General features: G+C 35.2%; 19 protein-coding genes and 1 tRNA gene. 12 read left to right on the top strand and 8 right to left on the bottom strand.

Going from position 1 to position 24202, the window contains the following annotated elements; genetic code table 11:
- Nucleotides 1-237: 237 nt before the first annotated feature.
- The gene (locus ACFFU9_RS04325; protein ID WP_379860150.1) at nt 238-2982 is read left to right on the top strand and encodes a 2-oxoglutarate dehydrogenase E1 component; all 2745 of its coding nucleotides are present in this window, start codon (nt 238-240) and stop codon (nt 2980-2982) included.
- 46 nt (nt 2983-3028) lie between these two features.
- Nucleotides 3029-4255, top strand: coding sequence for a 2-oxoglutarate dehydrogenase complex dihydrolipoyllysine-residue succinyltransferase (odhB, locus tag ACFFU9_RS04320; RefSeq protein WP_379860149.1), 1227 nt, complete (start codon nt 3029-3031; stop codon nt 4253-4255).
- A 428-nt stretch (nt 4256-4683) separates the two neighbouring features.
- Here odhB and ACFFU9_RS04315 read toward each other — a convergent pair whose 3' ends face one another.
- From ACFFU9_RS04315 to ACFFU9_RS04300, 4 genes are all read right to left on the bottom strand, one after another.
- On the bottom strand, nt 4684-5133 hold the full coding sequence (locus ACFFU9_RS04315; protein ID WP_379860148.1) for a retropepsin-like aspartic protease family protein: 450 nt from the start codon (nt 5131-5133) through the stop codon (nt 4684-4686).
- Nucleotides 5102-7696, bottom strand: coding sequence for a CHAT domain-containing protein (locus tag ACFFU9_RS04310; protein ID WP_379860147.1), 2595 nt, complete (start codon nt 7694-7696; stop codon nt 5102-5104). The genes ACFFU9_RS04315 and ACFFU9_RS04310 overlap by 32 nt, the downstream gene beginning before the upstream one ends.
- A gap of 23 nt (nt 7697-7719) precedes the next feature.
- Nucleotides 7720-9678, bottom strand: coding sequence for a PKD domain-containing protein (locus ACFFU9_RS04305; RefSeq protein WP_379860146.1), 1959 nt, complete (start codon nt 9676-9678; stop codon nt 7720-7722).
- A 329-nt stretch (nt 9679-10007) separates the two neighbouring features.
- Complete coding sequence (locus tag ACFFU9_RS04300) at nt 10008-11039, bottom strand: hypothetical protein (protein ID WP_379860145.1); 1032 nt, start codon at nt 11037-11039, stop codon at nt 10008-10010.
- A gap of 312 nt (nt 11040-11351) precedes the next feature.
- Here ACFFU9_RS04300 and ACFFU9_RS04295 point away from each other — a divergent pair, with 312 nt between their 5' ends.
- From ACFFU9_RS04295 to ACFFU9_RS04250, 10 genes are all read left to right on the top strand, one after another.
- Complete coding sequence (locus tag ACFFU9_RS04295; RefSeq protein WP_379860144.1) at nt 11352-11936, top strand: RNA polymerase sigma factor; 585 nt, start codon at nt 11352-11354, stop codon at nt 11934-11936.
- Entirely contained in the window at nt 11933-12673 is a 741-nt protein-coding gene (locus ACFFU9_RS04290) for a tetratricopeptide repeat protein (protein ID WP_379860143.1), read from the top strand. The genes ACFFU9_RS04295 and ACFFU9_RS04290 overlap by 4 nt, the downstream gene beginning before the upstream one ends.
- A gap of 151 nt (nt 12674-12824) precedes the next feature.
- The gene (locus ACFFU9_RS04285; RefSeq protein WP_379860142.1) at nt 12825-13592 is read left to right on the top strand and encodes a TatD family hydrolase; all 768 of its coding nucleotides are present in this window, start codon (nt 12825-12827) and stop codon (nt 13590-13592) included.
- A gap of 127 nt (nt 13593-13719) precedes the next feature.
- A complete protein-coding gene (locus ACFFU9_RS04280; RefSeq protein ID WP_379860141.1) occupies nt 13720-14745 on the top strand; it encodes an asparaginase in 1026 nt (341 codons plus the stop codon).
- A 76-nt stretch (nt 14746-14821) separates the two neighbouring features.
- Nucleotides 14822-14909, top strand: a tRNA-Ser gene (locus ACFFU9_RS04275).
- A 73-nt stretch (nt 14910-14982) separates the two neighbouring features.
- The gene (locus ACFFU9_RS04270; protein ID WP_379860140.1) at nt 14983-15762 is read left to right on the top strand and encodes a MotA/TolQ/ExbB proton channel family protein; all 780 of its coding nucleotides are present in this window, start codon (nt 14983-14985) and stop codon (nt 15760-15762) included.
- Nucleotides 15763-15780: 18 nt separating this feature from the next.
- Nucleotides 15781-16212: a hypothetical protein gene (locus ACFFU9_RS04265; protein ID WP_379860139.1), complete on the top strand. Its 432-nt coding sequence runs from the start codon at nt 15781-15783 to the stop codon at nt 16210-16212.
- A 4-nt stretch (nt 16213-16216) separates the two neighbouring features.
- The gene (locus tag ACFFU9_RS04260; protein WP_379860138.1) at nt 16217-16807 is read left to right on the top strand and encodes an ExbD/TolR family protein; all 591 of its coding nucleotides are present in this window, start codon (nt 16217-16219) and stop codon (nt 16805-16807) included.
- Nucleotides 16808-16827: 20 nt separating this feature from the next.
- On the top strand, nt 16828-17298 hold the full coding sequence (locus ACFFU9_RS04255) for an ExbD/TolR family protein (protein ID WP_379860137.1): 471 nt from the start codon (nt 16828-16830) through the stop codon (nt 17296-17298).
- A gap of 107 nt (nt 17299-17405) precedes the next feature.
- On the top strand, nt 17406-18101 hold the full coding sequence (locus tag ACFFU9_RS04250) for a porin family protein (protein WP_379860136.1): 696 nt from the start codon (nt 17406-17408) through the stop codon (nt 18099-18101).
- A 31-nt stretch (nt 18102-18132) separates the two neighbouring features.
- Here the strand turns inward: ACFFU9_RS04250 and ACFFU9_RS04245 are convergent, their stop codons facing one another.
- The 4 genes from ACFFU9_RS04245 to ACFFU9_RS04230 all read right to left on the bottom strand — a co-directional run bounded on the left by ACFFU9_RS04245 (nt 18133) and on the right by ACFFU9_RS04230 (nt 24175).
- Nucleotides 18133-18741 carry a hypothetical protein gene (locus ACFFU9_RS04245; RefSeq protein ID WP_379860135.1) on the bottom strand — a complete coding sequence of 203 codons (609 nt, stop codon included), beginning with the start codon at nt 18739-18741 and terminating at the stop codon, nt 18133-18135.
- Nucleotides 18738-20198, bottom strand: a complete 1461-nt coding sequence (gene rpoN / locus ACFFU9_RS04240) for an RNA polymerase factor sigma-54 (protein WP_379860134.1) — start codon at nt 20196-20198, stop codon at nt 18738-18740. The genes ACFFU9_RS04245 and rpoN overlap by 4 nt, the downstream gene beginning before the upstream one ends.
- 73 nt (nt 20199-20271) lie before the next feature.
- Nucleotides 20272-21705: an asparagine--tRNA ligase gene (gene asnS / locus ACFFU9_RS04235; protein WP_379860133.1), complete on the bottom strand. Its 1434-nt coding sequence runs from the start codon at nt 21703-21705 to the stop codon at nt 20272-20274.
- 52 nt (nt 21706-21757) lie between these two features.
- Nucleotides 21758-24175: an efflux RND transporter permease subunit gene (locus ACFFU9_RS04230; protein WP_379860132.1), complete on the bottom strand. Its 2418-nt coding sequence runs from the start codon at nt 24173-24175 to the stop codon at nt 21758-21760.
- Nucleotides 24176-24202 lie beyond the last annotated feature (27 nt).

Below are 24202 nucleotides of genomic sequence, written 5' to 3'. Positions count from 1 at the left end.
TTTCTTTTATAGTAAGGGGCACTATTACTTTTTTAATGATAAAAAATGATTTAAATTAGCTATTATATAATTTATAAATCTAAAACATATAATTCACTAACAAATTAACGCGAATAATAATTATTTAGTGAATCTGCTTTATATACCCTATAAATATATTAAAAGAAACATCTTTTTTTGTTAAAAGTTGTATTTTTGAAGAATTTCTGAATTTTAGAAACGATATTAAAAATAATAATGGATAAATTTTCCTTTTTAAACGCCGCACACACAGCTTATTTTGCTGATTTGTACGATCAATATTTACAAAACCCAGATGCTGTAGAGCCAAGCTGGAGGGCCTTTTTTCAAGGCTATGATTTTGGTTCGGAGAATTATGAGCCAAATCATGAAATAGTGGAGGGGGTTTCGCCTCAAATTCCTGAGCTTTTGCAAAAGGAATTTCAAGTGGTTAAGCTTATTGATGGCTATCGTATGCGTGGTCACTTATTCACCAAAACAAATCCTGTTAGAGATCGACGAACCTATGCCCCAACTTTGGCCATAGAGAATTTCGGGCTTTCAAAAGACGATTTAGATACCGTTTTTAATGCCGGTGAAATTTTGGGTCTGGGCGGAGCGCAGTCATTGCGTAAAATCATCCATCATTTAGAGCTAATTTATTGTAGTTCTATTGGTATGGAGTATATGTATTTGCGTAATCCTGAGGTGATTGCTTGGTGGCAAGACCAGTTGAATGTCTACGATAATCAACCTAAATTTAGCAATGACACAAAAAAATATATCCTTTCAAAATTAAACCATGCCGTTACTTTTGAGAATTTTTTGCAAACCAAGTATGTGGGGCAAAAACGGTTTTCTTTGGAAGGAGGAGAGTCTTTAATTCCAGCATTAAGTAACATGCTGTACATGTCTGTGGAAAGATATGGCGTGAAAGAATGTGTGTTGGGTATGGCGCATCGTGGTCGCTTAAGCACCTTGGTTAATATTTTTAGAAAACCAGCATACGAACTTTTTAATGAGTTTGATGGTAAAGATTTTGAAGATGAATATATTGACGGTGACGTAAAGTACCATTTAGGTTTAACTTTGGATAAAACTTTTCAAAACGGGAAAAGTATTATCATGAATTTAGTACCTAACCCATCACATTTAGAAACTGTGGCGGCGGTTGCAGAAGGTATTACCCGAGCAAAAATTGATACGGATTATAAAGGTGATTCATCTAAAATTATTCCTATCCTTGTTCATGGAGATGCTGCCATTGCTGGGCAGGGCATTGTTTATGAAATTGCGCAAATGAGTCAATTAAATGGCTATAAAACAGGAGGGACGGTTCATATTGTTGTAAATAATCAAATAGGTTTTACAACCAATTATTTAGATGCACGTTCCAGTACTTATTGTACTGATATAGCAAAAGTTACATTGTCTCCTGTGTTGCACGTAAATGCAGATGATGCTGAGGCAGTAGTACATGCGGTAGAATTGGCTTTGGCTTATAGAATGCGATATAAAAAAGATGTTTATATCGATTTGTTAGGGTATCGTAAATATGGGCACAATGAAGGTGATGAGCCTCGTTTTACCCAACCTAAATTATATAAAGAAATAGCAAAACACAGCAATCCTTTTGAAATCTATTCTAAAAAATTGATTGCTGAAAATGTTATTGATCAAGCTTATTCTGAGGCTATTGTAAAAGAGTTTAAATCGACTTTAGAATCTCATTATGAAAAGTCTAAAGGAGAAAGTTCTTCTAAGGTAAGAGAGTTTATGCAGGAGCGCTGGGTAGGTTTTACCCGCAGAGGTGTAGAGGCCATGTTGGAAACAGAGAACACCACATATCCTAAAAAAAATCTAGAAAACATAGCGAGAATTGTGTCCACGGTACCAGAGGGAGTTAAGTTTTTGCGTAAAGCTGAGCGGATACTGCAAGGCAGGGCTGCAATGGTTTTTGAATCGGATGAATTAGATTGGGGAATGGCCGAAACCTTGGCTTATGGAAGTTTAATGGAAGAAGGTTTTGATGTTCGTATTTCTGGGCAAGACGTAGAACGTGGAACTTTTAGCCATCGTCACGCTATTTTACGAGATGAAATTTCAGAGGAGCGTATCAATTTATTGAATACCAATCCTGAAAATAAAGGAGAAATGTATATTTATAATTCCCCGCTATCCGAATATGGGGTGCTTGGTTTTGATTATGGTTATGCCATGGCAAACCCAAATACATTAACCATTTGGGAAGCACAATTTGGTGATTTTAGTAATGGCGCCCAAATAATATTTGACCAATATTTATCGGCGGCAGAAGATAAATGGAAATCTCAAAATGGAATAGTGGTGTTATTGCCACATGGATATGAAGGTCAAGGTTCGGAACACTCTTCCGCACGAATGGAAAGATATTTACAATTGTGTGGCCTTGACAATATGATTGTAGCAGATTGTACAACTCCTGCTAACTTTTTCCACTTGTTACGTCGACAACTGAAACGTGATTTTAGAAAGCCTTTAGTTGTTTTAACTCCTAAAAGTTTATTGCGCCACCCGAAAGCGGTGTCGTCTTTAAGTGCGCTTGTAGAAGGAGAGTTTCAAGAAGTGATAGACGATACGTTGGATCCTAAAGATGTTAAAAAAGTGCTGTTCTGTACTGGTAAATTTTATTATGATTTATTAGCAGAACGTGAGCTTTTGGAGAACAAGACCATTGCTCTTGTACGTATAGAACAATTGTTTCCGTTGCATGAAGAAAAAATAAAGAAAGTGATTGCAAAATATACGAATGCAGAAACTTATATTTGGGCCCAGGAAGAACCTAAAAATATGGGGGCATGGAGCCATATTTCTGAACGCATGGATTTTGTGAAACTAGAAGTGTATTCCAGACCCTATAACTCTGTGCCAGCACCAGGTTCCAATGCAAGGGATAAACGCAGACAGCGTCGTGTTATTGATGCTATTTTTGGTAATGCATAATATCAAAAGAAAAAAAATAAGTCATATACAATTAAAATTATAAAGAATGATTTTAGAAATGAAAGTACCTTCGCCAGGAGAGTCTATAAAAGAAGTTGAAATCGCTACTTGGCTAGTAGCGGACGGAGATTATGTTGAAAAAGACCAAGCGATAGCAGAGGTGGATAGTGATAAAGCAACCCTTGAGCTTCCAGCGGAGGAAAGTGGAATTATTACGCTTAAAGCAGAGGAAGGTGATGCAGTGGCTGTAGGCGCTGTTGTTTGCCTTATTGATACGGGTGCTAAAAAGCCTGAAGGCGATACCCAAAAGGAAGCAAAGAAGGAAGAAAAAGAAACGCCTAAAACAGAAACATCAACTCATACAGAAGCATCAAAAACACCAGAACCTAAAACTTATGCTACAGGAACAGCTAGTCCTGCGGCTAAAAAGATTTTAGCAGAAAAAGGTATGGATGCCAAGTCGGTTTCTGGAACTGGAAAAGATGGTCGTGTAACGAAAGATGATGCTGTACAGGCAGTACCTTCTATGGGAACCCCTACAGGTGGTAGCAGAGGAACTTCAAGAAGCAAAATGTCCATGTTGCGCCGTAAGGTTGCAGAACGCTTGGTAGAGGTTAAAAATACAACGGCTATGTTAACGACTTTTAACGAAGTTGATATGTCGCCTATTTTTGCGCTGCGAAACGAGTATAAAGAGACCTTTAAAAGTAAACATGGTGTAGGCTTAGGCTTTATGAGCTTCTTTACCTTGGCAGTTGTTAGAGCTCTTAAAATGTATCCTTCTGTAAATTCTATGATTGATGAGAAGGAAATGATTACTTATGATTTTTGTGATATCAGTATAGCTGTTTCTGGCCCAAAAGGCTTAATGGTACCTGTAATCAGGAATGCTGAAAACTTAAGTTTTAGAGGCGTAGAGTCTGAGGTAAAACGTTTAGCTTTACGCGCAAGAGATGGTCAAATTACTGTAGATGAGATGACAGGAGGTACCTTTACCATTACTAATGGTGGTGTATTTGGAAGTATGTTGTCTACGCCCATCATAAACCCCCCACAGAGTGCAATATTAGGAATGCATAATATAGTAGAACGTCCTGTAGCTGTACAGGGTAAGGTAGAAATACGTCCTATTATGTTTGTGGCTTTATCATATGATCATAGACTTATTGATGGAAAGGAGAGTGTTGGTTTTCTAGTCGCAATTAAAGAGGCGTTAGAAAATCCAACAGAGTTGTTGATGGATAATGATGTTAAAAAAGCACTGGAGCTTTAATACGTTTTTTAAATGATATATAAGGGATTTCAGTTATGGAGTCCCTTTTTTTATGGCTAAAACTTAGGGGAGAATGTCTTTAATTTAAGTGCTCATGGCATGATGTTAAGATAACATGAGGTAGTATTACGTTTGCCAATCCAATATTTAAGCACATTATGAATTCTTTTATATTTAAAAGCAGGGTGCTGAAGTTTAAAAATCTATCAGATTAAAGATTTAGAGATTATTATGTTGAAGGGGTAAACGTGCATTTAGCTAAGAACACAATAAAGTAGGAAGGCCCTTGAGAAACATAAAGGCATAGAACTATGCGCTTTGACGTTTTTTGAAAGTAAAAAAAATGCTCTAAACCGTAATTTCGGATCAGAGCATTTCTGTAATTTCCCTTAAACTATTAATAGCAATCCAAATATAAGTATATCAGTTTAATAAATTGCTTTTAAGTATAAATATTTTTTTTCATAATCAATAATTGCCTTCCCTTTCTTTAAAACATCGGCACCAATTATGCCATCTACTGGAGTGGAATTATGATTGATAAGTGCCGTGTTAACATGTGTGAGGTTGAATAAAATCAAAACTATTTTATCATGCTGCCATGTGCCGATTTTTATTCTGTTTTTTTTAGATAATTTGGTTTCCATGTTGCTGGCACCTGCACCTGCGGCCATAATTTCAGAGTCTTTAACTTTTAGATTGAAAGCTTCGATAGCCTCAAAGCCTACACAAGAGCTAGAGGCACCCGTATCTAGAATAAAACGGCCTTTAATACCGTTAATCTTGGCTTTCATTTCAAAATGATTTGTTTTCGTGAATTTTAGTTTGATTTTGGAATATCCTTTTTTAATTAGAAATTCCTGCAATGATTTTTCCATGGGATTTTTTCAATTTCAGAAGTAAAAATACGGCAATAAGAATCAAAATTATGCCTATTAATATATAAAGTAAGGGTATGGAATCGTTGGGTTTTGTTATATCACCATAATACACAAAGGCGCCCCAATAATAGGGTGATTTTTTAACATTGCTAATATCTTCATTTTGCAAATAATCTAATTTCGATTGCCGATTAGAGTTATATGCGGAGTGTGTTTTGTTATAGCTCGAATAAAAGGCGTGCATGATTTGTGAGGTTGAAAGATCATTTATTTGCCACAATGAAAACAATAAATTCTTGGCTCCAGAATATTGAAAACCACGTGCAATGCTCATAGGGCCTTCGCCTTTATAGAGCTTTCCTATGCCTGTTTCGCAGGCGCTAAGCACTACCAAATCCGCATTTAAATTTAAACTATATAGCTCATTTAAATATAAGGTTTCATCATAAAAATCAATATTTGCAGGTTTTGTAAGATTGCCGCTACTCGCGTGCGTAGACAGATGTAAAACACCATATTGAGGCGCGTTTTGGATAAAGTTTGCTTTACTGGCTTCGTTATTCATAAGCAAAGTGGCCTGTGTTTCATCTATAACGGCCTGTGCCTCATTTACAGAATAGGTGAGCTGTTTCTTAGTGTTTTCGAAAACAGGAAAAACACCTAGCAGTTTAGGGGCTGGAGTGGTTTTGTTTTTTGCTAAATAAAAGAAGGTACTGGCATTATACGCGATATTCTGGGTTTTAACCACAAATGGCATGTTGGAAAACGATGTGGTTTTTTTTTTAGAATTTAAAAGCGTCTCAAATGGTATGAAATTCAATAGTCCGTCAGGGATAAGCATTACGTTTTTATGTGATGAAACAGCATCAAAGTTTAAGAATTTATAGAGATCGAATGCTTTATGGGTAAAAAGATCGATATCGTTATTTATTATAGAAGCTTCATCAAAAAGATGGATATACTCGAGGATTTTGTTTTTACTAGTACTATTCAAATCAATCTTATTTAAAAAAATTTTTGTGCCGGAAACTATAAATTGATAAATAGCTGTTTCACCATAAAAATATTCCATTAAAACGGCATTGTCTTTTAGTAACTGTTCTTGTAATGCTTTTAGGGGGAATGGATTTTTACTATCAGCGTGTTTTTTTGAAATCGCAGGCTTTATTGCTTTTATTTCTAAACTAATCCCACTAAGTTGCCTGCTTAAATCATTAATTTTCGAAGCTCGATTAGCGCTTAATTGTTCTTTTATAAGTAAACTTGTAATGCGTTCTTGGGCTTTTAAAAGCTCTAATTCTTGTATTAACAAAGAATCTGTAGGAAACTTGCGCAGACGCATTTTTTTTTGGAAAATAGCTTTTAAAGTAGATGCCTTGCTGTTTTCGGAATAGTGTAGTGCTTTAGATAAAGCAGCCTTATCTTTTGTTTGTTGATACCAGTCAAAAAGGAGGCTTATGCATTTTTCACTTCTAATACGGTTATTGGTTTCATTAATAATTTTTGCTTCTTGAGAGGTCCAATTATCTTGTAACAATTCAGATACATGAAAACTAAGATCATAACTTTTTAAAGCCTGTTCAGGGTTTTTTTGAAGGACGGCGTATAGATCAAAAATGTCTATAAAAGTGTTTTCTGCGTATAAATGGGCTTGGTTTGGAAGGCTATTGGTATTAAACTCGGGTATTAAAGTTTTTATGGCGCGTTGCAATGTTTCTAAAGCTTGGTCTGGAAGGTTTAAAAGATGTTGTAATTGGGCTTCTTGAAAGTGAAGTTTTGCCTGTTCTCGAGTGTTAAGGTTCTCATCGTTTAGAAAAACCTTTGCCGCATTAAAAGCTTTTAGTGCGTCGTTATAATTGCCATTTTTTAATGCAATGGCATAGTTGTTTCTTTCTTTTTGGAAGGTTGAAGGTTTTTCTAAACGATTTGAGGCAGCACGTTCGTCATACTGGTTTAAAGCGATTAAACTTGTTGACTTGATATGATGTAAATGCTCTTTTTGTTTATGAGAAATTTTGGAAATTCGAAAAGCGTTGCTAATAAGCTTTAAAACGGTTTCATGATTTCCAATGGTTTGATATAGCTTCGCCAAGTTAATGGCTCCGCTAACTTGGTGATGTGTGTTTTTATGTTGCTTTGCTAAAAAAGTATATTGTTTTATAATGCTCTCGGCATTCGTGTAATCTCCAGTTTGTATGTAAAGGTTGCCTAGAGGCTTTAAGCAGTTTTCAATAATATCAAAATCTGATAAGCTTGAAAGCTGGTGGTCTTGAAATCGTTTTAAAGCATCTTCATATGTTAAGGTAGCTTCATATAATCTAGAATTTTCACTCAGGTAAAATCCTTGATGGCATTGAGAAAAAACTAAGGCCAGTTGCTCATCTTTAGTTTTTACTTGATTTTTAAAAAAACGCATGTGTTTCTTTAAGGTCTGGTAGGCCGTTTCACTTTTGTTAGAAATAAAGGTTTCTGTGGCCACATATATCGACTCTTCCAGAGTTTGAGCAAAACCCATCGTGCTTATGAAGAAGAATAAAACATATACTTTATACATACCCATAATGAACCCAAAACGCTTTAAGCTTAAAATTTCCAAATGGCATAAAATTGCCAGTAGTTAAAATCATTTTCAAAGTTAAGGATATAACGTGCCCCTAAACTTGGTCCGATTCTAGCAAAACCTGCTGTTGCTTCAAACAATAAGCCTGTTCTTAAATTTGTAAAAGAATCGCTTGTTTTTATGTTACTTGTTTCTGAATCAAAAACAGGAACATCTGGTTTGTCTCCTTCAAACAGCTCTATTAATACAGATTGATCTTGTTTTTCCGATAGAGAGAAGGTGTTTTGTAAGCCAGCGCCCAGCCCTATATAATTGTTTACATTATAGCGTATTAAAACAGGAATGTCCCAATCCATGTTCTCGTAAGAGGCGTTGGTGGTCGTGCGTTCTAACAAACGTAAGCCTTGTGGGCTATCTTCAATAAGACGTTCTTGAATCTTCATTTCTGAATCGTAGTTATGGAAATTATTCATGAACTCTACTTGCCAGTACCAACGATACGATTTGTAGGGGGATAGGGTTGCTCCAAAAAAGTAACTTTCAGAATTTTTTAAATTTGAAAATGCATTATATCCTGTTTTTGCTCCTATTGAAATGCCTGGTAAAAATCGTGTTGTGGAGTAGTTTGTGATAATGGGATCATTCTTATCAAAAATGATGGCTGTTCTGCTTTTTGTTTTCTGTTTGTGAAAATCTTTGGCGAATTTAATACTATACTTTACAAAGCCTTTTGTAGAATCGTATTCTTTTACATTTTTTTGTTCGCTACCAGGTAAGTAGATGTTTTTAAATGTGAATATAGCTTGGGTATCGGTAAAAGTGGTATCTAAACAACTGTATAAGACCTCTCGTTTTGGGCATATGTCGCATTTTGGATACATATCCAGAACTTTTAAAGTGGATTTGTCTAACATATCTGGGATGTCAGTTTCTAGACGGATGGTATTTGCTGGCCCTTCGCCATTGTTTTGAAACTTGATTTTATATTTTAAGTTTTTAAAGCGTACCAACCTATAGTTCATAAAAGTGCCATTGGAAGACATTTTATTGGGGTCGTGTGAGGTTACAATTTCCATTTCCATATCTTTTACCTTATGGTTGTCGTAACTGGCATCTGGAACATAGATGCCTCTAACAGAAATAATGGCACTAGTGTCTTTAAGCATTTCTGGGGTTGTTTTTAAACTTACAAAAATATTTCGTTCTTCGTTAGGTTGCATGTTGCTAAATTCCAAAAGGCTCCAGTTTTTATAAAAACTTTTAGATTCCTGAAGCGTTAGGGGTAAATTCATTTTTTCGGTAGAATCCTGTAAAACTTGTGCTGTTTTGTATAAGGTATTCTCTAAAGATGCTAAATAGGTGTTTTCATTATCTGTTTCATGCGTGTAAGCAAGAGCTTCAGTTAATATTTTTTTCTCATTATGATGGGTTCTGGTTTCAATCCATTCAAAATTATCGGCTTTGTATTTCAGTTCATTATAAAACAGATAAAGCTTGCCGTTAGTAACATAGTTTTTCTTGTTCTTATAACTCATAATCACGACCATATCTTCGGCAGGAACAGGTTCTCTGTTTCGTTTTAAAAGAAAATCCTCTTCCATAGAGGCGGTATCCTTATATTCGGTATCCACATTACTTATGGTAATTTTTTTCGGTCTAGTTGTAGGGGGCTTACCTGTATCGTAATTATTGGTGGCCCATAATCTCACATCGTAGTCGCCTTTGTGCTTATAAACATGTTTTGGATTTTCTTCTGTACTATAATGACCATCACCAAACTCCCAATAATGACTGTAAAATGCTTTTGGAGCGCCGGCAATTTGATTTAAAGTGGGCGTTTCTGGAGTGAAAGATACTTCGTTACCGTTAGCCGTATGTATAATGGTTGCGGTTCGTGTAATAGTATCGGTTTCAGTCTCTTTTTGGGCTTGGCTAGAAAAACAAAAAAGGGATACTGTGATAAAAAATAACCGTTTATTCATAAGGGTAAGTAGTTTTAATAGGTCTAAATATACAAAAACCGCGCTTTAAAGCTGCTTAAAACGAAAGGACATGATTAATCTATTATGATATTAGATAGCACAATCATAATATGTGCACTTAGAACAAACCAAGTAAGTGCAATAATGAATAATATGTAAATCTTCTTTTTCATAACAAATAGCCGATCTATATGTATATACATTTTTTTCTTTTTTGTTACCCCCTTTTAAATAAGAAGTGCCAGAAACAAAAGGTTTCTGGCACTTAGTAAGTAGGTTAAAAAGGGGGCCAAACGATATAAGTAGGTCGTCGTTATAGGACTAGATAGTTATGGTAAACCATTTATAAGGGTTGCGAGTTGTGCTTCAGTTGCTAGTTCTGTTTCAGCTTCTGTAAACGTAATAATATCGTTTTCTACAATGGTTACGGCTTTTATAGCATACTTCCAGTTGTTGTTTTCTTCAGTAGCAAAAATGATATGACATTCTAATCCAATAGGAATTTGTCCGTAATGCTCGCTAAACAATCCTGTAGTCTCGTCGTAAGTATCCAATTGAGCTAAACCGGTTTCTTCGCCATCATAGGAGATGTAAACAGCGCTATTTGCATTGTTGTACCCTGTAGGAACTCCAACAAGAATAGTTGTTTTTTCACGAGAATCGTTGTAAAATCGGTCTACATTTGTCCATCCAAACGATTGGAAAAACCCGAAATATTGGTTGCCTTCACCAAACACACCACCTTTTCCATTAGCGGCATCTCGCTCTTGTTCGTCCCAGACTAAGTTTCCGTCGTCATCAATAATACCGTCCCAAAGTATCATTTCTGGATCTACACCACCAGTTAAATCTGCTGGGATTTCCATTTGAAATGAGCAAGTGGTTTCTAAAGCCGTGCCGTTTTGGGTCGCTTCTACAAAAAACTCACCACCTGTTAATAAAAGAGCTTTATCGCCATTCGGTTTAAGTCCCATAGTAGGTTTGTTAGTTGCTAGCATGTTGCCTTTTTCAAATATTTCCACATACTCTAAATCAACAGGTCCTGTAACAGGCTCTCCGTTTAGAGTTAGACAGGATGTGTTGATAGAGATTTTAACACCTTTTTGCGAGGTAAAAACCACATTGGTGTCTTCTGCATCGAATTGAAAGTTTTGTGTTAATTTATCGAGAGCTTTTTCTCTAAGATTGTTAAACGACTCAGCTGTTGCTGGGTTGCAATTACCATCACAATCGTTATCGATACTTTCTTTTTTATCACAACTTGTAAAAAGTAAAGTTGTGACGACTAATGTTCCGAAAATGTTTCTTAAGTGTTTTGTCATTTTGTTTGAGTGTTTGTTAAATAATTTTGGTTTTTTCATAATGAAATGGGATTTTAATTGTTGTTCAAGCTTATATCAATAGAGAAACTTAATTGTTACCCTGTTTTTTGATTTTTTTTTTAATTTGTTTTTGGAGTTGCGATGAGCTAATGTTTTTTTGAATACGATAGTGCTGCCATATGCTACTAAATCTATAGTTTTGTGGGTCTATTTTAGGGTTGAGGAATATTTGATAAGATTATTTTTTTTGGCCTAAATTTTGGCTGTTATATCTTTATATTAAAACCATTTAAAAATTGTTGCCCTTTTGTTTTGAAAGTTTTTTTACTTTAGTAGCAAATACAAGGGTTCATGAATGAAAAAAAAATACACGACGATCAAAAGTATATAGACGGCCTGTTGCAAAACAATTCGTTTGTTATACAGTCTATATATGATCGCTTTGTGCCAAAGGTTGTTAATTATGTTAAACAGAATAGCGGTAGTACAGACGAAGCACAAGATGTTGTTCAGGAAACACTAATAACGATATACCATCAGGCTCTTGAAAAAAAACTAGAATTAACCTGCCCCTTTGATGCATATTTCTTTTTGTTGTGCAAGCGAAGATGGTTAAATGAATTAAAAAAATCTTCAAAAAAAGAGGTAACAATTAATGAAGCTATTTTATCTATAGATGACGAGGCTCAAGAATTAGCTTTTGAGACATCTGTATTTGGTGAAAAACATGCTCTATTTACAGAAATGTTCCATGAATTAGGAACTGCGTGCAAAGATTTGCTTACCGCTACTTTTAAAATAAAATCTATGGAAGAGGTGGCTAAAAGTTTGGGCATAACATATGCTTATGCCAGGAAAAAGAAATCGTTGTGCATTGGGAAACTAACAGAATTGGTTCAAGAGTCACCCAAGTTTAACCAACTTAATAACGAATGATGATGGAAAACCAAAATTACATACTCTTTGAATCTTATTTATCCCATGCTTTATCCGACCACGAATTGGTGGCTTTCGAATTGCGCTTAAAAAATGATCCAACATTCCATAAAGCCTTCTTATCTTATAAAGAACTCTCTTCTTTTTTAGAACATACATTTGAAAATGAAGCACAAGCTGCCATATTTCAAAATAATTTAAAAAATATTTCAAATGCTTATTTTGAAAAGCAATATGCTTCGAAAAAAAGAATTCAATTTAAACCTTGGCAATATGCTATTGCAGCAAGTGTTGCTGTGTTGGTCGGCATTTTTATGTTCCATACTTTTTCCAACCCGTCTTTTGATGATTATAATGATTATGAAACCCTTAGTTTGATGGTTAGAGGTGAAAATGATAGTGTATTGCAAACTGCAGAAAATGCTTTTAATTCTGGAGATTTCGCTTCTGCGGAAAGCGCTTTTAAACAATTGATTGCTGAAGATGGCCATAACGCTGAATTAAAACTATATAGCGCCATTTCCAATATAGAACTGAACGATTTTGAGTTAGCCGATGCATTACTTCTGGATTTAAGAGAAGGGCATTCGGCCTATAAAAACAAAGCCACTTGGTATTTGGCCTTGAGTAAATTAAAACAGAAGGATTATGAGGCTAGTTTAGAAATTTTAAAAACCATTCCTAAAGATGCAGATCATTATAAGGAGGCTCAAAAGCTGGTCAAGAAGCTAGATTAGGATTTCCTGCTTTCATATTTTTAAAACGGAGTAACTCTGCAGGTGAAGCTGGCTAAAGATCTCACAAGTTTTCGAAACCTGTGAGATCTTTTTGTTTTGGAAATTCTTTAAAAATTCTAATAAACATTGAATTCTTCTTTATTTTTGTGATATGATAATTACCGATACCCACACCCATTTATACAGTGAAGCTTTCGAAGATGATAGAAATGAGATGATACAACGCGCCATCGCGCACGGTGTATCTCGTTTCTTTATTCCAGCAATCGATTCTACGTACACGGAAGCGATGCTTCAACTCGAAAAAGACTTTTCCGATTATGTGTTTTTAATGATGGGCTTGCACCCCACCCATGTAAAAGAGAACTATAAAGAAGAACTCCAGCATGTAGAAAGCATGCTCGCAGCCCGAAAATATTATGCGGTTGGAGAAATTGGAATAGATTTGTACTGGGATACAACTACTTTAGAAATTCAAAAAAACGCCTTCAAACATCAAATCCAACTCGCCAAACACTATAAGTTGCCTATAGTAATCCATTGCCGCGAAGCTTTTGATGAGGTGTTTGAAGTTTTAGAGACTGAAAAAAGCGAAGATTTATTCGGTATTTTCCATTGTTTTACTGGAAACCTAGAACAAGCAAAACAAGCGCTTTCCTATAACATGAAATTAGGAATAGGGGGAGTGGTTACATTTAAGAATGGGAAAATAGACCAGTTCTTGAATCAGATAGATTTGAAACATATTGTTTTGGAAACCGATTCGCCTTATTTAGCGCCTGTTCCATATCGAGGAAAACGCAATGAAAGTGTTTATATCGTAAAAGTGTTGGAAAAGTTGTCAGAGCTATACCGTCTTCCTGTTGACGAGGTAGCGAAAATAACGACTCAAAATTCAAAAGATGTTTTTGGGATTTAACAGATAAAACTTGGAGGGCTGATGGTCGATTTCTAAAAGATATGTTTTTTCAAAACGTCTGCGACATAGGCTTGAAATAATAAACCTCTTTTTAATTAGTATAAAGATTAAAAACCGTAAAACAAAGATGTCTAAACCAAACATATTGCTTATTTACACTGGCGGAACCATTGGGATGGTAAAAGATTCTAAAACGGGTTCTTTAGCGGTATTCGACTTTGAAAATCTTTTAGAACATATACCCGAATTAAAGCTGTTGGATTGTTCTATAGACACCTTGTCTTTTGAAGCCCCTATAGACTCTAGTAACATGAATCCGAAATATTGGGTTCAAATAGCAGAGATAATAGAGTCGAATTATAATGGCTTTGATGGTTTTGTTGTATTGCATGGCAGTGATACGATGAGCTATACGGCGTCTGCCTTAAGTTTTATGTTAGAGAATTTGGCTAAACCAGTCATTTTTACGGGGTCACAGCTCCCTATAGGCGATTTTCGTACCGATGCAAAAGAAAACTTAATGACGGCTGTTCAAATTGCCGCTTTACACCACAAAGGGAACCCTATAATTAAGGAAGTGTGTCTATATTTTGAATATAAACTATATCGGGGCAATAGAACCTCAAAAGTTAATGCGGAACATTTTCAGGCGTTTTCTTCTCCAAATTATCCTGATTTAGCGGAGTCTGGTGTGCGTTTAAAGATTAACCATCAACATTTATTCAAGCCTGATTTAGATAAACCGTTGCGCGTTTTTAAAAATATGGATGCTCATGTTGGTATTGTAAAGCTTTTTCCAGGGATTTCAGAATTATTTTTGCGAAGTGTGTTTAATACACCAAATTTAAAAGGGATTATTTTAGAAACTTACGGTTCGGGAAACTGTAGTACTGAAATTTGGATGACAAATTTACTAAAGGAAACCATTGAAAAAGGTGTTTTTATTATCAATGTTACACAGTGTTTAGGCGGAAGTGTGCAGATGGGTGACTATAAAACCAGCGAACACCTGAAAAAATGTGGTGTTATATCAGGAAAAGACCTCACAACAGAGGCTGCAATCACAAAATTAATGCATCTGTTAGGTAATAATATTATAGGTAACAGCTTCAAAACCAAATATGAAACCCCTATGCGAGGAGAAATGATTTAAAAATTAACTTATAAAATTTTAGCGTTCAAAGATTTTTTTGTTATTTCAACCCCAGAAACAGTACAGTAAAAAATAAAGAGAGGTGGCCGAGCGGTCGAAGGCGCACGCCTGGAAAGCGTGTATACCTCAAAAGGGTATCGAGGGTTCGAATCCCTTCCTCTCTGCTTGATTTTTGTTTTTTTATTGTATTTTTTTTATATCTTTAACACTTTAACTAATAAAATTAAGATCTAGAACATGAAAAGATTATTTTCTATCCTTGCCATTACAGGAATGATGGCATTCGGAACAGCTAATGCAACAAGCACGACCTCAACTGCTGCTACAACCGTTGCAACCATTACTCAAGGACAAGATGAGGCAACAGCAACAACTGTTGAAGGAATTGGGTTTCATCAAGAATTGAAAAAACGTTTTATTGAGGGTGGCCCTGAGTTTATGGGGATTGTGTTGTTGTGTTTAATTCTTGGACTGGCTATAGCTATCGAAAGAATTATCTTTTTAAATTTATCTTCAACAAATACAAAAAAATTAACTCAAGAAGTAGAAGATGCCTTAGCATCAGGTGGAGTTGAAGCAGCAAAAGAAGTTTGTAGAAATACAAAAGGCCCTGTTGCCTCTATTTTTTACCAAGGATTAGATAGAACCGATGAAGGCATCGAAGCTGCTGAGAAGGCTATTGTGGCCTATGGAGGTGTTCAAATGGGACAGTTAGAGAAAAATGTATCTTGGATTTCATTATTTATCGCCTTGGCTCCGATGTTAGGATTTATGGGTACGGTAATTGGTATGATTCAAGCGTTTGATAAAATTGAAGCTGCTGGAGATATGCAACCTTCACTTGTTGCAGGTGGTATTAAAGTAGCACTTTTAACAACTGTATTCGGTCTTGTTGTTGCAATTATTCTACAGGTTTTTTACAATTACATTATCGCTAAAATTGACAGCATTGTTAACGATATGGAAGATGCTTCTATCACGTTAATGGATATGTTGATCAGACAAAGAAAATTGTAATTTAAAATTAAAAAAATTATGGGTTTATATAAAATTGTAAAATATTTGGCTTACGCTCTTGGTATTATTGGTGCTATTTTTGCACTAATGATTATGGCAGGAGACGCAGGTACAGCAGATAGTATGGGCAATAATGTACTGTACGTTACATATGTTGTGCTAGCCCTTGCCATATTACTAGTCTTAATCTATGTTTTAAAAGGCTTGTTTTCTGGAGATGTTAAAAAGACATTGGTAACTGTTGGGCTTTTTGCCGCAATTATCGTTATTTCTTTTGTAATGTCATCTGGAAGTGATTTGGATCTAACACCTTTCACATCTAAAGGACAAGACGTAACGGAATCTACTTCACGATATGTTGGAGCTGGGTTATATACGTTCTATATTCTTGCGGTAGTGGCAATAGGATCAATGGTGTTTTCAGGAGTTAAAAAAATATTTAATAGATAAAACTATGGCAAAAAGAGCAGCACCAGAAGTTAATGCAGGCTCCATGGCCGATATTGCTTTCTTGTTATTGATATTTTTCTTAGTAACGACTACTATTGAGACCGATTCGGGAATTAACCGTAAACTTCCTCCTATGGAAGAGTCTGACGAAAACGTAATTATTAAAGAGAAAAATATTTTTACGGTACTTATTAATAAAAATGACCAATTGCTTGTAGAGGATGAGGTTATGGAACTTAAAGATTTAAGAAAAGCTGCCGTTGAGTTTTTAGATAATGGTGGCGATGGATCTTGTGATTACTGTAATGGTAAAAAAGACCCAAAATCTTCTGACAATCCAGATAAAGCGATCATCTCGTTAGCTAATGATAGAGAAACCTCTTATGAAGCTTATATATCTGTTCAAAACGAATTGGTAGCAGCATATAATGTGTTAAGAGATAAAAGAGCACAGTCCTTATACGGTACGTCATTTGCTGAAATGGAAGCAAATAACAACGATGTTAATTGGCCTGGTAACAAAGAAGCTTTAAAAAAGAAGATAGAACAAATTAAAATTGAATATCCTCAAAAGCTTTCTGAAGTACAGAAATAATTTAAGTTAAACAGATAAGTATGTCTAAATTTAAAAAGAAAAAAGGAGGGGAAATGCCAGCAGTAAATACAGCTTCCTTACCGGATATTGTATTCATGTTGTTATTCTTTTTCATGGTAGCAACCGTTATGCGGCAAAACACCTTAATGATTGAAAATAACTTACCATTTGCCGATCAAGTTGAGAAACTTGACAAAAAGGATTTGGTCATGTATATTTATGCGGGAAAACCAAGCGCTAATTATAAGCAATTTGGTACAGAAGCTAGAATACAGCTTAACGATAAGTTTGCTGGAGTAGATGAAATTGCTTCTTTTATAGCGGCAGAACGCGCTTCTAAACGTGAAGAATTAATACCTTTTTTAACTACAGCTTTAAAAGTTGATAGTAAAGCGAATATGGGATTAATTGGCGACATTAAACAGGAGTTGCGTAAAGTAAATGCATTGAAAATCAACTATACCACCAAGAAAGGTAAGGTTGTGAATTAAATATCTTGATTTTATTGGAAAAGGACGTTTTGATTATTCAAAACGTCCTTTTTTTTTAAGTATATTTATGACTCATTATTTCCTCATTCTTATAGTTATATTTTTAAATGAAAAACACAGTCTTTTTTATTGTTTTCTCCATTTGCTTTCTAAGTAGCTTTGCACAAGATAGTCTTGTAAAAGACGTGGATTCGTTATATAAAGAAGATCAATTTTATGCTGGGGTAACTTATAATCTTCTTGGTAAAAAACCTCACGAGGTATCTCAAACAGGGTTTTCTACAGGTTTCTATTTTGGCTTTATTAAGGATATGCCTCTTAACAGTAGACGAAACATGGCTATTGGAGTGGGGCTGGGCTATGCTACAAATTCTTTCAACCAAAATATGTTAATTTATAAAGACGCGTCTAATAAGCCTGTTTATACCATCTTAACTGATGTGTCAGGACATTATAAAAGAAATAAATTTTCAACACATGTTGTGGAATTGCCTATTGAGTTTAGATGGCGCACCTCTACCGCTTCCGATTACGATTTTTGGCGTATTTATACAGGCTTTAAGCTTGGTTATATGTTTTCCCATGCCGCTAAATATAGAGGGAGCTTAGGCGACTTTAAATATAGGGATATCGCCGATTTTAATAACTTTCAATATGGATTAACTTTAAGTGCTGGATATAGTACGTGGAATTTTCATTTTTATTATGGACTCAACACCATATTAAATTCGCATGCTTCTTTAAATGGAAGCCCTATTGATATGAATGAATTGAAAATTGGTCTGATGTTTTATATTCTCTAATATTAGCGCTGTAAAAAAGATGTTTAAAATATTATAACCAATAACTTACCAGTAAGAGTTGCGGAACAAAACCGATAAAAACTCCCATAATCAATTCTTTATAAGTGTGTGCATTTAAATGTAACCTAGAGGTTGCAATAGCACCAACTAATATGGTCATGATAGCCAGTGTGGTGTTGATATTAATACTAAAGTGAATGCTTAAAGCAATAAAGAACATGATAATTCCAGAAGCGGCTATCATATGGATGCTGGCTTTGAAATTCATAACGGCCAATATCAAACAACTTAGGTTAGATATTAAAATGCCTAGAAAAAAAAAATACAACTCAAAAAGGAGTTCAGAGGTTACGACGTAATTTATAATTAAAAAAACAATAATACAGTTTGCTGCTAAAGGAATTATGCGCTCACGTGTGGTCTGGAGATGTATGCTTTTAGCTTTTCCTATAATTTTTAATAAAGAATAAACTAGAATGGGAAGTAAAATAGTTAAAATCGATATAGAAATCACTTTCGCTGAGACGACATCTTTGGGAATAAATCTAGGAGATTGATAAAAATAAAAAATAACTCCAAATAAAGGCATTAAAAGCGGATGGAATATATATGAGATGCTTTTTAGAATAAAATGTATCATATTTTCTTTCTTAGCCGTGCCACAGGAATATCTAATTGTTCTCTATATTTCGCTACCGTTCGTCTAGCGATAGGGTAGCCCTTATCTTTCAGTATTAAAGCCAAGGCTTCGTCTGTTAGTGGTTTTCTTTTGCTTTCTTCTTCAATTACGGTTTCTAATATCTTTTTTATTTCTCGTGTAGATACGTCTTCCCCTTGGTCGTTTTTCATGGATTCTGAAAAGAACTCTTTAATCAGTTTTGTACCGTAAGGCGTGTCTACATATTTGCTATTGGCTACTCGAGAGACGGTGGATACATCCATGTTTATTTCGTCTGCAATATCTTTAAGAATCATAGGCCTAAGCTTACGCTCGTCTCCGGTTAAGAAAAAGGCTTTTTGATACTGCATTATAGCGCTCATGGTTACAAACAGGGTTTGCTGGCGTTGTTTTATGGCGTCTATAAACCATTTGGCAGCATCCAATTTTTGCTTTATAAATAATACGGCATCTTTTTGCGAACTGGATTTTTCTTTAGAGTCCCTATAGCCTTTTAGCATATTGTTATACTCTCTAGATACGTGAAGCTCTGGCGCATTTCGGCCATTTAAAGTAAGTTCTAGTTCACCATCTATAATTTTAATGGCAAAATCTGGAACAATATGTTCTACAATCCTATTATTGCCAGAATAAGAGCCTCCAGGCTTTGGATTTAAATGCTCAATTTCTGAAATAGCTTCTTTTAATTGAAGTTCTGTAACATTAAATTTTTGCATTAATTTTTTATAGTGCTTTTTTGTAAACTGATCAAAAGCAGTATCGATAATGTCGAGTGCCAATACAACGCTGGCATTTTTTTCTTTACGTTTAAGTTGGATGCTTAAGCATTCCTGAAGATTTCTGGCGCCTACTCCTGCAGGATCTAGTTGGTGAACAAGTTTTAATACAGATGCAATTTTATCTTCTGTAGTATAAATATTTTGTATAAAAGCCAAATCATCTGTAATATCGGACAACGTTCTTCTAATGTAGCCGCTTTCATCAACGCTTCCTACTAAGAATTCTGCTATTTCTCGTGCTTCTTCGTCTAATCGGTATGTGTTTAATTGGTTTATTAGATATTGTGTAAAGGACATACCCGCAGCATAAGGTACGCTTTTCTCCTCGTCATCACTACTGTAATTATTAGCTTGTGTGCGATAGTCCGGTACTTCATCATCGCTTAAATACTCGTCTACATTAATGTCTTCGGTATTTATGGATTCATGGTCATTGATGTCGTCATTGGAGTTGTCCAAGTCGGCATCATAATCGTTCTCTAACTCCTCTTTTCCAGTTTCAAGTGCAGGGTTTTCTTCAAGTTCTTGTTTTAAACGCTGCTCAAAAGCTTGTGTAGGCAGCTGTATCAACTTCATTAATTGAATTTGCTGGGGCGATAGCTTTTGTGATAACTTGAATTGTAATTGTTGCTTAAGCATGTTATGATTTGATATATGAAACTTAAAAATCGGTTTTTAAACCCTTGAAATATCTAATATAATGAAAGATAAGCTAAAATTCTGCATTTTGCGGTGTTCTTGGGAATGGTATAACGTCGCGTATATTGCTCATGCCGGTAACGAACATAACCAAACGCTCAAAACCGAGTCCGAAACCAGAGTGCACGGCAGTACCATATTTTCTTAAATCCAAATACCACCAAAGTTCTTTTTCATCAATATGTAGTTCTGCCATTCTTTGTTGGAGGACTTCTAAGCGTTCTTCGCGTTGCGAACCCCCTATCATTTCTCCAATGCCGGGAAAGAGGATGTCCATAGCCCTAACGGTCTTGCCGTCGTCATTTAAACGCATATAGAAGGCTTTGATGTTTGCTGGATAATCAAATATAATAACAGGGCATTTAAAGTGTTTTTCAACTAAAAAGCGTTCATGTTCGCTTTGTAGGTCGATGCCCCATTCGGTAATAGGATATTTAAACTTTTTCTTTTTATTAGGCTTGCTGTTTTTTAATATATCAATCGCCTCGGTATAGCTTACACGTTTAAAGTTGTTTTCAATTACAAAATGCAGTTTTTCAATTAAACCCATAGTGTTGCGTTCTGCCTCTGGTTTGCTTTTGTCTTCTGCTATTAATCTATTTTCTAAAAACTCTAAATCTTCTCTATTATTTTTGAGAATGTAATTAAGCACGTATTTCATAAAATCTTCAGCTAGGTCCATATTACCTGCAAGATCTAAAAATGCAATTTCGGGTTCTATCATCCAAAACTCTGAAAGATGGCGAGACGTATTAGAGTTTTCTGCTCTAAATGTAGGGCCGAAGGTATATACTTTACCTAAAGACATGGCATAGGTTTCGGCTTCTAATTGACCGGAAACGGTAAGGTTGGTTTCTTTTCCGAAAAAATCTTTTGAATAATCGATCGCACCGTTTTCATCTAAGGGTGGGTTTTTTGCGTTTAATTTGCTTACCTTAAACATTTCACCCGCACCTTCGGCATCACTGCCTGTTATAATAGGCGCATGCATGTAGTAAAAACCGTTTTCATTAAAATACTTGTGAACAGCAAAAGATAATGCAGAACGCAATCGCATTATAGCACTAAAGGTATTGGTGCGTGTTCTTAGGTGGGCGTTTTCTCGAAGAAATTCAAATGAATGTTTTTTAGGCTGAATAGGATAGGTTTCTGGATCTGAATCTCCTAAAACGTCAATAGAATTTACATTGATTTCTACAGCTTGGCCTTTGCCTTGGCTTGCTACCAAATCGCCTTTTATATGAACTGCAGCACCTGTTGTAAGGCGTTTTAAAACAGCATCTTCTGTATTTTTAAAGTCGATTACACATTGAATGTTTTGGAGGGAAGAGCCATCGTTTAAAGCCAAAAATCGATTTGCTCTAAAGGTTCTTACCCAGCCCTTCACGCTAACTTCTACAAGCTTAATGTCTTTAGATAATAACTCGGATACGGTATATGATGTCATGTGTGCTGAAAATTAAAATATAAATATAAAGGTAAAATTAATAATTTTAAATTCAGTTTCGATAACTATCCGGATCAGAATTAGGGTCTACTTCATCATCTTCGGGAATAATGTTGATGGTTGGCTCTTTTAAGACCTTTTTATTAGCAATAATCCGCTCTAAAGAGAGCAATAAAGATGGTAGCAGTAGTAAATTGGATAGCATGGCAAATAAGAGCGTAACAGAAACTAAAGCCCCAAGTGCTACGGTTCCTCCAAAACTAGAGATGATAAAGACCGAGAACCCAAAAAACAGGACAATAGAAGTGTAAAACATACTCACTCCCGATTCGCGCAAAGCATTAAATACCGAGGTTTTAATTTTCCAGTTATTAGCTTGTAATTCTTGTCTATATTTTGCCAGAAAATGAATGGTATCATCTACCGAAATACCAAAAGCAATACTAAACACCAGAATGGTAGAAGGTTTTATAGGAACGCCCAGATATCCCATTAGCCCAGCGGTTATTAATAAAGGTAATAAATTGGGAATTAAGGAGACTATAATCATTCGTGCCGATCGAAACATATAGGCCATAAAGAGCGCAATCAAGAAAATAGCCAATGAAAGCGAAATGGCTAAGTTCTTAACCAAATACTTAGTCCCTTTTTGAAACACCAATGCTTTCCCTGTCATGGTAACATGATATTGTTCTTTAGGGAATACCTTGTCTATTTTTGTTTGAAGATTTTCTTCTATACGCTCCATTTTGTCGGTTCCAATATCCTTCATAAATGTTGTTATACGAGCATATTGCCCTGTGCTATCTACAAAGTTTTTTAGTAGGTCCACATTGCTTGTGGAGTTTTTAGCATAGGATAAAATAAAACTGTTCTCTTGTGCCGTGGGTAATTGATAGAACTTCGTGTTACCATTATAATAGGCCTGTTTAGAATACTTTACCAGCCCCACTACCGATATGGGCTTGGATAGTTCTGGAATTTCCATGATTAATTCTTCCAATTCGTCCATGCGCTTTAGGGTAGAAAGTTTCATGACACCTTTTTTGCGTTTGGTGTCAATCATGATTTCTAAAGGCATGATGCCATTAAATTCTTTTTCAAAAAATCGAATATCTTCAAAAAACTCCGTTTTATTAGGCATGTCTTCAATTAAGCTGCCAGAAACTTTTATTTGGTAAATGCCAATAATGCTCAAGACCAACAAGCCCACGGAAACAAAATAAATAGTGATGTGCTTTTTTTTCACCATAAACACAATCCAGTCTACAAAACCACCTATCCATCGCTTATTTAGATGTTCCAAATGCCGTTCTTTTGGATACGGTAAAAACGTGTAAATAATAGGGATGATAAGGATGCATAAAATAAAAATTGACAAAATGCTTAGAGAAGCCACAAGACCAAACTCTTTTAAAAGCTTGCTTTCTGTTAAAATAAAAGTGGCAAATCCAGAAGCGGTAGTAACATTTGTCATTAATGTAGCGTTACCAATTTTAGTGATAACACGTTGTAACGACCTTACTTTATTACCATGCAGTTTTACTTCATGTTGGTATTTGTTGATAAGGAAAATACAATTTGGAATTCCAATAACAATTATTAAAGGAGGTATCAATGCAGTTAAAACCGTTATTTCGTAATTGAGAAGCCCTAGGATGCCTAAAGACCACATCACGCCAATACACACCACGATAAGGGCGATAAAGGTGGCTCTAAAAGACCTGAAAAAGAAAAAGAAAATGAGCGAGGTTACCAATAAAGCTGCCAAAACAAACCCACTAATTTCGTCTACGATTATTTGGGCATTGAGTGTTCGGATATACGGCATTCCGGAAACTCTAACATCTAGATTTGTATCTTTTTCAAAAGCTTCTATTTTTGGGACCAAAACATCCACTATAAAATCTTTTCTAGCAGATGTATTTACAATGCTTTTATCCATGTAAATACCTGTGCGTATGGTTTTTGTTTTTTTATTGTATAAAAAATTATCGTAAAACGGATATTTATTAAAAAGTTCTTCTTGAAGCGTATCAATTTGAGCTTTGGAAGTAATGGAGTCTTTAATAAAAGGTTCTAATACAAATTTTTCATGCAAGGTGTCTTTCACTAGCTTTTGAAGGTCCTTAATTGAAATAACGGTTTCTACAGCACCATACCCTTTAAAAGCATCGGAGAGCTTGTTCCAGGCATTTAGTTTTTCTGGAGTAAATAGAGTACTGTCTTTAACGCCAAGAACAATAAGGTTGCCTTCTTCGCCAAATGTTTTTAGAAAATCGTTGTAAATGAGATTGACCTCATGGTCATCTGGCAGCAAATTCGCTTCGGTAAATGTGAAGCGCATATTTTTCCACTGTAAACTAAAAAAAATAGTTATAAGTAAGATACTAACCAGAATAATTATTTTATTGCGTAAAATCAGACGTGCAATAATGTCCCAAAAGTCTTTTGTGAAAAGTTTTAACATGCTTTATTTTAAGATGGGCAAAGGTAA

Source organism: Mariniflexile ostreae, from assembly GCF_042427585.1.
GTDB lineage: Bacteria > Bacteroidota > Bacteroidia > Flavobacteriales > Flavobacteriaceae > Pseudalgibacter > Pseudalgibacter ostreae.
This window is presented reverse-complemented; position numbering and strand designations above follow the sequence as displayed.